The 15,670-nt window shown below is 35.7% G+C and carries 10 protein-coding genes and 2 pseudogenes; 6 read left to right on the forward strand and 6 right to left on the reverse strand.

Going from position 1 to position 15,670, the window contains the following annotated elements; genetic code table 11:
* The first annotated feature begins 13 nt into the window (after positions 1–13).
* Positions 14–907 carry a tRNA (adenosine(37)-N6)-dimethylallyltransferase MiaA gene (gene miaA, locus NMD99_RS03990; RefSeq protein ID WP_253309493.1) on the forward strand — a complete coding sequence of 298 codons (894 nt, stop codon included), beginning with the start codon at positions 14–16 and terminating at the stop codon, positions 905–907.
* A gap of 3 nt (positions 908–910) precedes the next feature.
* Here the strand turns inward: miaA and NMD99_RS03995 are convergent, their stop codons facing one another.
* The gene (locus NMD99_RS03995) at positions 911–1,849 is read right to left on the reverse strand and encodes a hypothetical protein (RefSeq protein ID WP_264688491.1); all 939 of its coding nucleotides are present in this window, start codon (positions 1,847–1,849) and stop codon (positions 911–913) included.
* Positions 1,850–2,106: 257 nt separating this feature from the next.
* Between NMD99_RS03995 and recG the strand changes: the two are divergent.
* Positions 2,107–4,145 (forward strand): annotated as a pseudogene (recG, locus tag NMD99_RS04000) (ATP-dependent DNA helicase RecG).
* 617 nt (positions 4,146–4,762) lie between these two features.
* Here recG and cgtA read toward each other — a convergent pair.
* Genes cgtA through murC form a run of 3 tightly spaced genes read right to left on the reverse strand, consistent with a single transcriptional unit; the run spans position 4,763 to position 8,566 of the window.
* Positions 4,763–5,785 carry an Obg family GTPase CgtA gene (gene cgtA, locus NMD99_RS04005; RefSeq protein ID WP_309165566.1) on the reverse strand — a complete coding sequence of 341 codons (1,023 nt, stop codon included), beginning with the start codon at positions 5,783–5,785 and terminating at the stop codon, positions 4,763–4,765.
* On the reverse strand, positions 5,773–7,038 hold the full coding sequence (gene eno / locus NMD99_RS04010) for a phosphopyruvate hydratase (RefSeq protein ID WP_253309496.1): 1,266 nt from the start codon (positions 7,036–7,038) through the stop codon (positions 5,773–5,775). Before eno ends, cgtA begins: the two co-directional genes overlap by 13 nt.
* Before the next feature lie 4 nt (positions 7,039–7,042).
* Positions 7,043–8,566, reverse strand: a complete 1,524-nt coding sequence (murC, locus tag NMD99_RS04015; protein WP_265016471.1) for a UDP-N-acetylmuramate--L-alanine ligase — start codon at positions 8,564–8,566, stop codon at positions 7,043–7,045.
* Positions 8,567–8,592: 26 nt separating this feature from the next.
* Here murC and NMD99_RS04020 point away from each other — a divergent pair, with 26 nt between their 5' ends.
* The 3 genes from NMD99_RS04020 to NMD99_RS04030 all read left to right on the forward strand — a co-directional run bounded on the left by NMD99_RS04020 (position 8,593) and on the right by NMD99_RS04030 (position 11,530).
* Positions 8,593–9,267, forward strand: a complete 675-nt coding sequence (locus NMD99_RS04020) for a septal ring lytic transglycosylase RlpA family protein (protein ID WP_253309498.1) — start codon at positions 8,593–8,595, stop codon at positions 9,265–9,267.
* Positions 9,268–9,483: 216 nt separating this feature from the next.
* Entirely contained in the window at positions 9,484–11,034 is a 1,551-nt protein-coding gene (locus tag NMD99_RS04025; RefSeq protein WP_309165569.1) for an AAA family ATPase, read from the forward strand.
* A 265-nt stretch (positions 11,035–11,299) separates the two neighbouring features.
* Entirely contained in the window at positions 11,300–11,530 is a 231-nt protein-coding gene (locus NMD99_RS04030) for a hypothetical protein (RefSeq protein ID WP_264688224.1), read from the forward strand.
* Between the two features lie 618 nt (positions 11,531–12,148).
* Here NMD99_RS04030 and glyA read toward each other — a convergent pair.
* Both glyA and NMD99_RS04040 read right to left on the reverse strand, forming a co-directional pair.
* Positions 12,149–13,426, reverse strand: coding sequence for a serine hydroxymethyltransferase (glyA, locus tag NMD99_RS04035; protein WP_264688225.1), 1,278 nt, complete (start codon positions 13,424–13,426; stop codon positions 12,149–12,151).
* A 46-nt stretch (positions 13,427–13,472) separates the two neighbouring features.
* Positions 13,473–14,677, reverse strand: a pseudogene (locus NMD99_RS04040) (MFS transporter).
* 488 nt (positions 14,678–15,165) lie between these two features.
* Between NMD99_RS04040 and NMD99_RS04045 the strand changes: the two are divergent.
* A complete protein-coding gene (locus NMD99_RS04045) occupies positions 15,166–15,654 on the forward strand; it encodes a hypothetical protein (protein ID WP_253309502.1) in 489 nt (162 codons plus the stop codon).
* Positions 15,655–15,670: the final 16 nt, after the last annotated feature.

Genomic DNA, 15,670 nt, shown 5'->3' on the forward strand with positions numbered 1-15,670 from the left:
TAAATTAATATAAATGAAAAATAATATAGTAATTATTACAGGAATTACAGCTTCAGGTAAATCAGAATTGTGTGATAACCTGATAAAAAAATATAATAATATCAGCATAATAAATTGTGATTCAAAGCAGGTATATGAAGAAATTCCCATAATTACTGCTCAACCACTAAAGCAAGAAGAATTTTATAAATTATATGGTTATGTTTCAGCAAAAGAAAATTATTCCGTGGGTCTATGGTTAGAGGATTTAGAAAAAGAAGTTAATCACGCATTAGAAAATGCTCAAATACCTATCATCACTGGAGGAAGCGGGCTTTACATCAGCAGTTTAATCAAAGGCTTATCATCAATGCCACAAATAAGTCAGAAAGTAAGGAAAAATGTAAGCGAATTAAGGAAAAATTTAAGTAAAGAGGAGTTTTACAAATTAGTGCTAAGCAAAGATCCAAGGATTCAAGGTAAAGTATTCATGAATGACTCGCACCGCCTTTCAAGGGCACTTGAAGTTATCACTGAAACTGGTAAGACAATCTTTGTATGGCAAGAAAATAGACAGCCTCCTTTATTCGATAATTTTAAGATATATACAATTTTGCCTAAACGTGAGGATGTATACCAAAAAATAAATTCTCGTTTTATCAAAATGATCGAAAATGGAGCAATTGATGAAGTAAAAAAGCTACTTAGTATGAACTTAGCTCCACATTTGCCAGCTATGAAAGCACATGGAGTGCCAGAAATTGTAAAGTATTTGAAAGGTGAGATTACTTTAGACGAAGCGATACAGATTGCTCAAACAAACACAAGACACTACGCAAAACGCCAGTACACTTGGTTTAAAAACCAGTTCCCAAGTTCTGAAGTAATTGATTGTGCAAATGAGCTAACAGCGCTTGAAATATTTTAATTGTTAGTTTCCAGGTGTATTTCCATGCTCATTGCTATGAATGGGCGGTTCCATATTTTCCAGATGGCTGTTTACTTCTAGTGGATTACCTAAACTATGTTCTATCTCTGCTTCAAACTTAAATCCTAACTTCTCGCAAAATTTCTGGAAATACTCTTTAATAATATCAAATAAATTTTTGCCATCAATTTTGTAATTTTTCAGTTCTCGAGGAGCAGTAAGTAACAATTTACCATCTTTATATGTTACATCATTTTTCTCATCTTGGAATGCAAGTGTAAACTCTAATGAGCTATTTATCTGACAAACTTCTTCTTCTGGATTATCAGATTTTACCGTAGGCACTGCCATCTCAGATTTGACTTTTACATGATTTGGATCAGTGCAATCAATAACTATTGTTTTTTGAGGACTTAGTAGCGTAAATTCGGACTGGCGAAATGCTTGAAAGAGAACATCAGTGAATAAAGTGCCTTCATACCCTGCTTGATTACAATTAGTAATTAGCTCTTCTAGAATAGAATCACTTGGAACTTTTGCTTCAGCATATTTAAACATTTCCTTAAAAACTTCTTTTGCAAACGGGCGATAATTTCTGGCTTCTTCCTTTGGTAATAGGTGAGCATACTCCTTGCCTAAATTGTAAAATCTCTCAAATTCCTTTTCATACTGGTCAGTTTTTTTATGATCAGGAGTATTGTCATTTTCACAATATTCGCTCCAAATTTTATCGAATTCACGTTGCTTAGCTCCTTCCATCAACGCACTAGTTAAAGTTTGGTCTATACTTTTACCATTAATAACAAAATCCATTCTATTGATGTCTTTATACATCTGTTCACCAGAGTTTGCTTCAGCATTATCTTTACCAGCTCTTAATTTGCCAAAATCAAACTCTTCTGCTTGAGCCCTTAATGTAACTACTGGATTGGTACTATTCATTTCTATCATAGACCTATTAACATCATAATTAATTATATCACAAATTATTAATAATTCAATAAAATACCTGCTATAAGCCCTATGATAGCAAATATAGTTAGGGGTAACTTAGGCTTACCGACAACCGTCATCCCGCTGCTTGTTAGCACCGCGGTGGTATGATGTTAGAGAGCTGTGCTAGCTATAGTGCATACCTGACCATAAGGTGACAAGATTTTAAAAAGGCTCTATTATTGATAAACAGTTTTTACACATGTATGAATCTCAATGAGCAATTAGATGTGCTGGCTTTTCTAAATGGCAAGCTGGAAAATATGCTTAAGTTCCATTCCGCAATATTACCTAAACTCTGTGGTGGGAACAAAGTGGTGGACCTGCTGTTTTATAGGCCGCTTGGTTATATAGATAGAAGTAAGTCACTACTTGATACTCAAGTTGGAGAATTTACAACTTTCATGGCAAAAGTTTATGAGCATCAGTCGCCCACTTTTAGAGGTAGACCATATAAAATAGTCGTTGAAAGTGAGAGTCAGTATATATTCATAGTCTTTTTTAATCACTCAGTTAAGTATTTATATAAACTATTTCCAGTTGGAGCCTATGTAATCATCAGTGGCAAACTCGAAAAATTTGCTGAGCATTGGCAGATTACTCATCCAGATTACGTGTCGCTTGACATCAACCAATTTAAAGAAATAGCTCGCATAGAGCCAGTCTACCAATTATGCCGTGGCATTACCAATAAGAGCATTGGGAACATAATAAGCTCTAACCTGAAAGAATTGCCTGATTTGCCAGAGTGGATAGATGATACATTAATCAAGCAAAAAAAATGGCTAAGTTGGAGGGAAAGCATCATAAAGTTGCACAGACCAAGCTCATTGGCGGAAGCCGAGGTTTGTAGAAAAAGGCTTGCTTATGATGAATTGTTTGCGTATCAGCTAGCACTGAAACTTGCAAGAGAAAATCATGTAAAAAAAGGGGAAGAGAATTTATAGTATTGAATAAATATAAAGAGCAAGTTTTAAATGAATTATCGTTTCAATTAACAAACGATCAAATTCGTGCAATAGATGAAATTTCAGAGAGGCAAAAATCCAAGTATCGCATGATGAGCTTGCTGCAAGGTGATGTTGGTAGTGGCAAAACCGTAGTTGCACTTTTTGCGATGCTAAATGTGGTAGAAAACAACATGCAGGTAGCTCTAATGGCACCGACTACTATCTTGGCGGAGCAACATTATAATTGGATTGAGGAAGTTTTATCCTGTACCGATATAAAAGTTGCGCTGCTTACTGGTAAAACTTCGCGCAAGGAAAGAAAGATTATCATGAACGAACTTGCAAGTGGTGTTTTAAATATAGTGATTGGCACCCACGCGTTATTTCAAGCTAACGTTACATTTAAAAATTTAGGGCTTGCAGTCATAGACGAGCAACAGCGATTTGGAGTGATGCAGAGAAATCGCTTGGTAGGAAAAGGAGAAAATGCCGATATACTTTTCGTTACTGCAACTCCCATTCCAAGAACCTTGCAGCAAGCTATGTATGGTGACGTTGAATGTTCAATTTTGAGAGAAAAACCAAAATCCAGATTGCCAATAAAAACTGTAACTATGAACATTAGTAGGGTGCCAGATGTTATTGAAAAGCTAAAAGGTGCTATAAACAGGGGCGAAAAAGCATATTGGATTTGTCCATATATAGAAGAAAACGAAGAGACCAATATTGCTGCAGCAGAGATGCGTTTTCAGGAATTACAAAAAACATTTTTTGATAGAGTCGGGATAATACACGGAAAATTGACTCAGGAGCAGAAAGATCAAGTTATGTTTTCCTTCAAAAGAAATGAATTTTCTTTGCTTGTTGCAACCACTGTGATAGAAGTTGGTATAGATGTGCCAGATGCAACCATTATGATTATAGAAAATGCAGAGCAATTTGGGTTATCGCAATTACATCAGTTAAGAGGCAGAGTAGGGCGAGGAAACAAGCCATCTTTTTGTGTATTATTATACGATAATTTAAGTAAAAGCTCATCTTCAAAGTTAAAGATCATGTGTGAGTCACAGGACGGATTTTACATTGCTGAAAGGGATATGATGCTAAGAGGCAGTGGAGATATTTTAGGCACAAAACAATCAGGATGTATGGAATTTAAATTTGCTGATTTATATCAGGACAAAGAGCTGCTCAATCTCGCGTATAATAACGCAAAAGGCGCAATGGCTAATTTTGAATTACTGCTTGATATATTTGAATATAGAAGTAGATTACATTTTTCAAAATTTCAGTAGGAAAACCAGGTAGCTCGCAGAAACGAATTAAATGCAAAAATTCCTTGACAAACTCCGCCAGCCCCCTTATCATGATAGTGAAGGTATTCAGTTATCTTCATCTGTGCAGATTAAACAGCAAGAAAACAACGTAGTTGGCGTCTTATTTTTAATTTTTTGCACTATGTGCACCTTATGTCTTCACAACATTTCTGGGTTTTTACCTATATAAGCTGAAACGCGCTTATAAGTCGTTTAAGACAGTATAGTACGCCAATTTGCAGGATTAGAGAGTGACAACTAGCTAACACGGGATTTCTTTTGCCTTTTTTTCTGCTTAGTAAATTTCTTAAACATTTAAACTAAGGTTAGTTGCATTAAAAAGCAGCTGAGTCGCGGTTATTAGACGTTTAAAACATAAAAAAACGCCAATACTGAAAATAGACAATGACTAGGGCTTCTTTTGCCTTTTTTTTCGTTTGGTAAATTTCTTAAATATTTATAGCTAACATGAACTGGGCAGTGCGTCACGCGCTGACCATTTACTGTGCAAATCACCTTCAAAAACAAACGTTCGTACACATATATTCTAGTTATATGATAAAATAAATGAAAAACATCAATTATCTAAATGAAATTCACATCTTAAAAGGATCATATACATCGATTTCCTTAGAATTACTCTTTTTCAATTTTTCACTTAATAATCTTAAAATAGGCTGTAAATCACCATTAATTGATAAGCACAGCACTTCTTTATTGAGATAATTAGCTAGGTGATTCTTCTTTTCCAGAATTTCTGCTTCCCTCAATAAGTCGCATTTGTTTAATACTACAATCTCTTCTTTTTCAACAAGATCACTATTGTAAAGTTCCAATTCATTATGGATACAACTATAAGCCGAAACAACGTCATCGTGAGTTACATCGATTAAATGAAGTAAAATTTGACACCTTTCTATGTGCTTTAAAAATTTATGCCCGAGCCCAACTCCAAGGTGAGCATCAGTAATTATTCCAGGAATATCTGCTATTACAACTTCGCTATCATCCACTTTTGTCACACCTAAGTGGGGTCTTACGGTGGTAAATGGATAATCGCCTACTTTTGTATCGGAATTTGAGCAGCGAGTCAAAAATTTTGATTTACCTGCGTTTGGCATGCCAATAATTCCAACATCTGATAAAACTTTTAGTTTTAATAATACATGTTTTTCTTCGCCAGGCTGACCGTAAGTAAAATGTCTTGGTGCCTTATTAGTAGAAGATTTAAAATTAGTATTTCCAAGTCCACCTTTTCCACCCTGTGCTACTTGAAATTCCATACCAGGCTTGTCAAGATCTACTATTATCTCTTCACTTTCTTCATCAATTATTTGTGCACCGACTGGAACTCGAAGTATAACGTCTTTCCCTGCTGTGCCAGATCTATCCCTGCCTGCACCATTTTCCCCATTATCTGCTTTAATGTGTCTTCTATAACGAAAATGAAGCAAAGTGTTGAGATTAGCGTCGCTGATGAAAACTATGTTTCCACCCTTTCCTCCATTACCACCATTTGGACCACCAAATTCAACGAACTTTTCTCGACGAAAACTTGCACAACCGTCACCACCATCACCGGCTTTTAAGTACAATTTTACTTCGTCTATAAAACCCATGCTAACCCATGATAATATTTAGCATCTTTTCCTAATGTGCCTTCTATTCTCATTAGCTCGTTATACTTCGCGAGCCTATCAGAACGCGACAGCGACCCGGTTTTTATTTGCCCGCAATTTGATGCAACTGCTATATGAGATATTGTTGTGTCTTCTGTTTCACCTGAGCGGTGAGAAATAACAGCTTTGTAGTTGTTTGATTTTGCCATTTCAATAGCAGCAAAAGTTTCTGTTAACGTCCCTATTTGATTTGGCTTGATCAGTACAGCATTTGCCATTTTTTCTTCTATTCCTTTGCCTATTAGTTCACAATTTGTAACAAATAAATCATCCCCAACCAATTGAATTTTACTCCCCAATTTTGCAGTAAGTAATTTCCAACCTTCGTAATCGTCTTCACTCATTGCATCTTCTATAGAAATTATTGGATATCTTTCCACAAGACTACAATAATATTCAGTCAATTCTTTTGAAGTAAGCTCTTTATTTTCAAATTTGTAAATTCCATCTTCATAAAAAGTAGATGAAGCAACATCAAGGCCTAGTGCAAAATCACTTTGCGCTGAATAACCTGCTGATTCTATAGCGTATATGATCAAGTCAAGTGCTTCTTCAGTACTTTCAATATTTGGTGCAAAACCGCCTTCATCTCCTACGTTTGTGCTATAACCCTTTTTCTTAAGAATGCTACGTAAGTTGTGGAACACCTCCGCAGATATTCTGATTGCTTCACTGAAAGTCTCAGCACCGACCGGAAGAATCATGAATTCTTGGAAATCGAGCTTATTGTCTGCATGTACTCCACCATTAATTATGTTAATGAGTGGAACCGGCATCTGCTCTCCTCCCAAATATCTATACAACGGTATTTTGAAACTGTTTGCTGCTGCTTTTGCAACCGCAAGAGACACACCCAAAGTTGCATTTGCTCCAAGTTTAGATTTATTTTTTGTTCCATCTAGTTCAATTAATGCTTTATCAATTGCACTTTGGTTTGTTGCATCCATGCCAATGATTTCATTTGCTATCACTCCATTTACAGCTTGAACAGCTTTCAGCACTCCTTTACCACAATACCTTTTCTCATCTTGGTCTCTGAGTTCCAAGGCTTCTAATTTACCAGTTGAAGCTCCAGAAGGTACAGAGGCCCTACCTATTGCTCCATCACAGAGTTCAATTTCCACCTCAACAGTGGGGTAACCCCTGCTATCTAAAATTTCTCTTGCAAATACGTTGTTGATTATCTTATTCATCGCATTAAACCTTAACTTCCGCAATAAGTGCTGCAGTTTCCTTTGCCAATTTAGCTATATTACTACCAGCACCAATAAATAATACTATATCACCTGGACTTGTCGAATCACTAATAAAATGTGAAATGAGTAGAGCATCATTCATAATCTTTACATCATTAAACCCATTACTGATTAAAGCTTTTTGTATATCATCAATCCCACAACCAGGAATAGGCTTGTCTTCTGGGGGATGAATAGGAGTAAGGATTACATAGTCAAACATCATAAAGATCCTTATGAATTCACCAAAAAAATTACGAACGCGAGCAAAACGAAGTGGTTCGATAATTCCTATTACTTTTCCTTTAGTAATCGAACGTGCAGCCGTTAAAGTTGCATATATTTCATTTGGATGATGGGCATAATCCTCAATTAACTTAACACCTTTAATATTGGCAATCAAAGAGAATCTTCTTGCTACTCCTTGAAATTCCAAAAGGCCTTTTTTAATCTCTGCATTGCTAATCCCGAGCTTTATCGCAACTGATATTGCAGCCAAGGCGTTACTCATTTTGTGAATACCTATTGCGTTTGATAGTACTATGTTTTTTAAAGGGCTGGATCCCAGTGTCACGCACTGGGATGACAGAGGGTGATGGGATGACAGAAGGTGATGGGATGACACCTGCTTTTTTGTCATGCAAGTAGCTGATGCTGGAATCCAGTTGTTCAACACGTCAAATTCTATGCTGTTAGCATGCTGTTTAATGTTGCTGGCTCTTATGCTACCATTCTCAAACCCAAACGTTATAGAATTACTCGCATCATAATTAATGCCTACAGAATCAGGCAAAACTGCAAAACCTGCTTTGCTTATAAACTGAGAAAACGCATTTTTAATATCGTCGAATGTACCATAATGATCCATATGATCGTCGTTAATACTCGTTATGACAGCAATATTTGCAGGAATTTTTAGCATGGTTCCATCAGACTCATCAGCTTCGATTAAAAAAATGTCACTCTTTCCAAGTCTTGAATTACTCTGATACGAATTTAGTATTCCTCCTACAATTACAGTCGCATCAATGCCAGAATGATCAAAAATAGAAGCAATCATAGCCGTTGTTGTCGTCTTTCCACTTGAACCTGAAACTGCTATCACATATTTATCTTTCATAATTTCAGCAAGTATGTCTGATCTATGCAAAATGGTTTTATTGTTATTTCTCGCTGTTACTAACTCCACATTATCAGATTCTATCGCAGAAGAATGTACAACTATTTGAGCTTGGCTTATATTATTAGCATTGTGACCAATAAAAACCTCTATGCCCAGCCTTTGTAATCTATCTACATTGTTGTTTGATTGTGCATCACTGCCTTGAACTTTGTAATTGGAATTGTGAAGAATTTCAGCAATGGCACTCATTCCGATTCCACCTATACCAATTATATGTATTATTCTTTTTTGAGTTTTGTTAATATTTAGCAGTAGATGTTTACTCATTACTAAATTTATTATAGTATAATTTAAAATCCTCATAGTATCGAACCCTCTTACCGAATACAATGATAAAAAACCTAGCCTTCCTATGTCTAATATTTGTTTTGATAAGTAGTTGCAGTTTTAGCAACAGGTTTAATTGCACTGCAGGTCATTATAAAATTGGCTGCAGCTACACAATAAATGGTATAACTTATTATCCAAAAAACTGTAAACACTATGAAGAGATAGGGATAGCGTCGTGGTATGGAATAGAAGATCATGGCACGCTTACAGCAAATGGTGAAGTGTTTAACCGTCACTTGATCTCTGCAGCGCATAAGACTTTGCCCCTACCCTGCTTTGCTCTTGTCACTAATTTAGAAAATGGAAGAAAGCTTGTTGTAAGGATTAACGATAGAGGGCCTTTTATTGAAGGCAGAATAATAGACTTATCAGAAAAAGCAGCTCAAGTCTTAGGATTTCATAAAGTAGGGCTTGCAAAGGTAAAAGTCCAATACCTAAGAAAGATGTCAGAACAATTGATACAAAATACTCCTCATTACAGAAAGCAATATGAAAAAGAAATGCAGAAACGTCACCCGAAACAAGACAGTGCAGAAAGTAAGGGATATGTTGCATTTTTTAAAAGTGCTCAGGCTGCTAAATCAGCTGCATCAAAGCTTCGCAATCAAGGAATAAAAAATGTTAGATTGCTTTTTAAGAACGATCAATATTGCGTGAAAGTGAGTTATAGGTAGTGGTGAGTGCAGAATTCGAAAGATTTGGTTAATGTAAGAAACGCTGGCTAACTATTGTAAGTTAAAAATGTGATATAAAAAAGATATCAACAATTTATAGCTATACCGCCGCGGCGCTAACACGTAGCGGAATGACGAGTTACTATACCACCGCGAACCGTCATACCGCGATTCATTCGCGGTATCCCAGCATAGATTCCGCTAACACGTAGCGGAATGACGGTTTTTCAAATTGTCGTAAGTCAGTTTAGCTATAGCACTATAGAGACAAAGATCGAAATTTACTTATTTACGTCTCCAATTTCATTGTGTATAATGGAGACAAAGATTTATATTTTGTATTTTATGTCTCCATCATTTATTGGTAGGCAAACCGAGTTGAAGCAACTGCTGGAGCTTACGGAAAAAAACACTGCATCTTTTGTAGTAGTCAAAGGAAGGCGTCGTATAGGAAAAAGTCGTTTAATTCAAGAGTTTGGTAAACATTTCGAACAACATTACTCATTTGCAGGTTTGCCACCAGAAAAGCATACTACAACATCCCACCAACTTAATGAATTTTCTAGACAAGTTGCTAGACAATTTAATACATCTTTTGCTAGATATGACGACTGGAGTGACTTACTATGGGCAGTTGGTGAACGTTTACTATCTGGCAAAATATTATTGCTCCTTGATGAAATTTCTTGGATGGGCTCAAAAGATCCAACTTTTTTAGGCAAAATAAAGAATTTTTGGGATACACAGCTAAAAAATAATAACAAGCTAATTTTTGTTGTCTGTGGATCAGCTTCATCCTGGATTGAAAAAAATATACTTAGTAGTACTGGTTTTGTAGGAAGAATATCGTTGACTTTAACACTCGGGGAGTTATCACTTTCTGATTGCAATGAATTTTGGCCAAAAAATATTTCAGCATACGAAAAGTTTAAGGTGCTTGCAGTAACCGGTGGAATTCCAAAATATTTAGAAGAGGTAAATTTTAAACATGGTACTGAAGAAAATATTAAAAAGCTTTGTTTTACAAAAGGTGGGTTTTTAGTTGAGGAGTTTGACCAAATATTTTCAGATCTATTCATGCGAAAAACAGCTTTTTATAAGCAAGTAGTGAGAGCTCTTTCTACTGGAGCTAAAGAACAGGAAGAAATTTGTACTGCTTTAAACATTGCAAGACACGGACGCATTTCTGAGTATCTATATGAGCTCGAGCTTGCCGGTTTTATTGCAAAGGATCACACTTGGGATATAAAAACGGGTACTGATTCACGACTCAGGAAGTACAGACTTCAAGATAATTATTTAAGGTTTTATCTAAAATATATTGAAAAAAATCTAGGAAAAATTAATCGCGACACCTACTCTATAGGGTTACTTACATCTCTACCAGAGTGGCATACAATTATTGGACTTCAGTTTGAAAATTTGGTGCTTAACAATAGAAAGAGCATACATAATATCTTGAGAATTGATGGAATAGTAAGCGAAAATCCATTTTTTCAGAGGAAGACAGGTGCTGGTTGTCAAATTGATTACATGATTCAAACAAGGTTTAACACTCTCTACATTTGCGAAATCAAATTTTCAAAAAATAAAATCGGTCATTCAATAATACAAGAAGTACAAAAGAAAATAGATACACTAAAGCGTCCAAAAGGCTTTTCATGTCGTCCAGTCCTTATTCACGTTAACGGTGTGAGTGATGACGTTATAGATAGTGATTACTTTTCAAACATAATTGATTTTGGAGAATTATTGAATTGTAAGTAATTCTTGCTCTACTTTTTCAACTTTGTGTTGTTTAACATTGGAACAAGATTCCAGATGACATCTTTCATGAACTCTTATTATAACAATGTTCGTACAGATGTGTGCCACGCGCTGGAATGACATGGTGAGGTGTCATCCTGCTGCTCCTTTCTTGTCATCCCGCGCGGAATAATTAACCGTCATACCGCCGCGGTATCTCACATAGATCCCGCTAACAAGCAGCGGGATGACGATTGTCAGGGTGTCATCCAAGTAGCCCCTTTTTTTGTCATCCCAGTGCCCAGACTACTTGGATCCAGGAAAAAGAATGGTGTCATCCCAGTGCCCCGACACTGGGATCCAGAAAAGTTTGCTTGTAAGCAAGCAAACTAGCATAGAAAGTGGTTACAACATTTTCGATGAGATTATATGGAAAACTGGATCCCAGTGTCTGGGCACTGGGATGACAGCAGTCCTACGTCATACCGCGATTCATTCGCGGTATCTCTTAACATAGATCCCGCTAACAAGCAGCGGGATGACACCTCTCTTGGGCTCTTTTAGCTATAAACATTAAGAAATTTACCAAATGAAAAAAAAGGCAAAGAACTCCCGTGGTGCGAGTTTTGACTCTATATTACTGTAAGTGGCGCTGTAATAATGTGCTAACGCTTAAAATAAGCGCGGTTTGGCTGAATGTAGAAAAAATTTAAAAGACATGCAGCCGCTATAATTTTATGTAATCCGCCAAAAAATACCCTGAGTTTTTTACTGAATTTTGTCATTGAGCCTGCAGGTCAAAAACAAGTTTTGAGTCATAAATACCCTTATCGTCATAATAAGCTTACTATTACCCACAAATAAAAACATAGTATTGTATTTACTCAAATAATTTAATTTTATTAACCTGAAAGCTTATTGGATTAAAATTATTAAACTAAGAGTTATAATTTTAGCAACTAAAAGCTGTAAATTGCACCATATAAACAGTTATTTCAAGCAAAAGTTATGCCATTAAGAGCTATGCAACAAACATTTATATTTGTGGGTAATAGTAAGCATAATAAGGGGGCTGGCGGAGTTTGTCAAGTAAGTTTTTTCGTTTCTACCAGCTACTTGGATGACACCACATAAATTAATAAATAGGAAAATTACTACAAATCTTTTCAACTTTAGTTTTTACTGCTTTTTCGACACTTGAGCTATTTCCGCTGATTAATCCCTGAACCACTTCATTTACTAGGCTGGCTATCTCTTTAAAATTTTCTGCCTCAAGTCCGCGTGTTGTCTCAGCAGCGGTGCCAAAACGGAGCCCTGAAGTGATGGTTGGCTTTTCTGTATCAAATGGTACAGAGTTTTTATTGCAGGTAATGCCAGCCCTCTCAAGGCTATCTACAACGTCTTTTCCAGTTAATTTCTGCGATCTTAAGTCAACTAGCACTATATGAGAGTCAGTGCCACCGGTTATAATGTCGAGTCCATGCTTTTGCAATTCTTGAGCTAGTACTTTCGCATTTTCCACGATTTTCTTGCTATAAGTCTTAAACTCTGGCGCTAATGCTTCTTTAAATGCAACAGCTTTTGCAGCTATTACATGCATAAGTGGCCCGCCCTGCAATCCTGGAAAAACTGCAGATTGAATTTTTTTGTGTAATATTTCATCATTGGTCATCACTATTCCACCACGAGGACCACGCAAAGTTTTGTGAGTCGTGGAAGTCATAACATGTGCATATTCAGCAGGAGATGGATATTCGCCCGCTGCAATAAGCCCTGCATAGTGAGCAATGTCTGCAAGCAAATAAGCACCAACTTTATCTGCAATTTCGCGAAAGCGTTTGAAGTCCATTTTTCTCGGATAAGCAGAAGCACCAGCTATGATCAATTTTGGTTTATGCTCCAGCGCCAGCTTTTCTATCTCATCCATATTGAGCAGATAAGTGTCTTTGTTAACTGTATACTGAATTGACTTAAACCATTTACCAGAAAAGCTTGGTGCCGCACCATGAGTTAGATGTCCACCGCAACTCAGTGATAATCCAAGTATTGTATCGCCTGGAGTAAGCAGTGAAGCAAATACCGCCTGATTTGCCTGAGAACCAGAGTGAGGTTGAACGTTTGCAAATTTAACACCGAACAGCTTACAAAGTCTTTCTATAGCTAGACTTTCAACTTTGTCCACATGCTCACAACCACAGTAATACCTTTTGCCTGGATAGCCTTCTGCATATTTATTAGTCAGAAAAGAGCCTTGTGCTTCCATTACTGCTTTACTTGCAAAATTCTCTGATGCAATTAATTGCAATTGTGACTTTTGACGTTGTAACTCTTTTTCTATAAACTGATAAACCTCGTTATCAAAAGACTTTAAACTATTTTTAGAGCCACAGATTTTTTTTAAAACACTCATCATAGATCAAACCTCGCTTTAATTTTAAGATGCACAAGCAATTTTAAGACTACTTATCCTGCTTTTTTAACCATAAGAGCCCAAAAACAGCTATTAGCAAACATACAGGAATAATAGATGTTGCTTTTATCAGCAATTCAGCACTATACACAGGATTTCCTTGTATTACTGTTCTATCCCAACACAAATTTATTATTTTTGCGATTCCAGTGTGAAAAAAATAGCCAAAACCCATGACTATCATGTTTGACACAGCTGTAGCTAAGCCTACTAAGTTATTATTTACATAACTTAGTGCTTTATAAATTGTAACTACTTGATATCCAGATGCAAAGCCGATAATAAAAAGCGTAGGTAATACAACATACAAGCCACTAATCTGAGTAAAAAGTAATAGAAAACCGGCGATCATTGCAAATGAGCATGAAATTATTACTTCATAATGCTTATTTTTATACTTTTCCAATAAATAAGCCAAAGAGAATGATCCTGTTAACATTCCTATCAATATTACGGAAGAGAGAGAAGATGCCAAGCCTTCATTCATTTCATATACTTCAAAAAAGAATGCTTTCGCCCAACCATCAGCAAAACCTTGCATTGGACCGACCATGAGTCCACCAAAAAAGCTAATTAGAATAATATGCTTGTTGAAAAGTATGTTTTTCAAGTCTCTAATGCTAACTTTTTCCTGTTGAGCATTGCTTTCAGGCGTTACTAAGAACAGTAACAGAGCAAGTAAACACCCGAATGCTGAGAAGGTATAGATAACATAATTCCAGCCAAATTTATTGAGTAAGAAGTCTAACGGTAATCCGCCACATATCCCCCCAAAGTTCCTATAATTATGGATAAACTAGCCATTCTTGCTGATTTTTCTTGCGCAAAATACATGCTTGCAACTTTAAAAAGCCCAATTGCTGAAGCGGACGACCCAATTCCAACGACTATTCTGCCAAGTATTGAATAATACCACTCATCAAAACATATAAGCGGTAATGTTCCGGTAAATGTTAAAACAATACAAGCAGGCAAAACAAATTTTGGCCCAAATCTATCAAGGAAAAGACCAACAGGTATATGAGCTAGCGTATAGCCTACATAGTATAACCCACCAAACTGGCCAACATCTGTAATACTTATGTTAAATTTTGTTATCAATCCAGGCGCAATTATGTTTGGAATTACGCGTAATATATATTGGTACGCATAAAACAGTGACGCCAACAACCAGATTAAAAAATTCCTCTGCAGTACTTTACCCCAAAGCTAGTATTATAGATACTCTGTTTATAGAAAACAATATTTTTATGAATACTTATTTTAATTTACCGGAATTTTATACAGTTGAACTCATAGCCAACATAAGTAGTTTATGCATTAACTAAATTTTCCAGGTTCAAGTTTGGATGATGGAAAAAGTTCACTTTTTCTATTTTTAAAAGAGACCTTTTATTTTACTTATAATTTTTTCTACCATATCTACAACTGGCTCATGAATAAGGTATATGAAAAAAATTACACCACAAATGACAAGTATATTTATGATTTTGCCCTTATTCATCTTTATCTTGAGCTTCACTTTTGTTACAAGATCCATTTTATTTATGTTTTTATTTCATGCTAACAATTATATATTAAATACTATAATTTTCAGTAAAATTTGACTTCAGAAGTACCCTATTAACTCAATATTAACCTTTCTACATGTAAAATAGTTAATATAACATTGAGGTAGATTGATGAACATAAGCACAATAGACAACACACTGCAAAATTACATAACAAAATACATTGAACAAACATTCGCTACACATGTGTCAGGCAATAGATATGACAAATTGTATAGGGAACTTCTAAGTGGTATAGAAGAGATAATAAAACTCACTATAAACGAAGCAAAACATTATGACAAAAGTTTGGAAAATCTATATAACGATTCAAGATTTAATAAGAAATTTATTCAAGCTGTTGCTAAACATCAGGTGTCGGAATTTTTAAATACTCACCCGAAAAGAAAAGAAATTGTTGCAGAATTTTACAATGAACATCACATTAACGAAAGTGATTTAAAGACTCTGGAGAAAGGGAAAGATTTAGTAAATAAAATAAATAACATTAACTTACTGCAACGAAATGAAAAAAATGAGGAATTCAATATTAGAAAGACACTTGCTCACTCAATAAAAATGCCTTCCATAGAAAAATACAAGTTAGAACATTCAAGATAACCTTAGTGAAGGGAGT

Origin of the sequence: Wolbachia endosymbiont of Listronotus oregonensis (assembly GCF_031205055.1) — a bacterium.
Classification (GTDB): domain Bacteria; phylum Pseudomonadota; class Alphaproteobacteria; order Rickettsiales; family Anaplasmataceae; genus Wolbachia.

Excerpts from the sequence above, each read along its gene's own strand:
- cgtA (WP_309165566.1), bottom strand. The coding sequence starts at position 5,785 with ATGGGTTTTATAGACGAAGTAAAATTGTACTTAAAAGCCGGTGATGGT.
- NMD99_RS03995 (WP_264688491.1), bottom strand. The coding sequence starts at position 1,849 with ATGAATAGTACCAATCCAGTAGTTACATTAAGGGCTCAAGCAGAAGAG.
- NMD99_RS04025 (WP_309165569.1), top strand. The coding sequence starts at position 9,484 with ATGACGGTTTTTCAAATTGTCGTAAGTCAGTTTAGCTATAGCACTATA.
- NMD99_RS04020 (WP_253309498.1), top strand. The coding sequence starts at position 8,593 with ATGATAAAAAACCTAGCCTTCCTATGTCTAATATTTGTTTTGATAAGT.
- glyA (WP_264688225.1), bottom strand. The coding sequence starts at position 13,426 with ATGATGAGTGTTTTAAAAAAAATCTGTGGCTCTAAAAATAGTTTAAAG.
- murC (WP_265016471.1), bottom strand. The coding sequence starts at position 8,566 with ATGAGGATTTTAAATTATACTATAATAAATTTAGTAATGAGTAAACAT.
- eno (WP_253309496.1), bottom strand. The coding sequence starts at position 7,038 with ATGAATAAGATAATCAACAACGTATTTGCAAGAGAAATTTTAGATAGC.
- miaA (WP_253309493.1), top strand. The coding sequence starts at position 14 with ATGAAAAATAATATAGTAATTATTACAGGAATTACAGCTTCAGGTAAA.
- NMD99_RS04045 (WP_253309502.1), top strand. The coding sequence starts at position 15,166 with ATGAACATAAGCACAATAGACAACACACTGCAAAATTACATAACAAAA.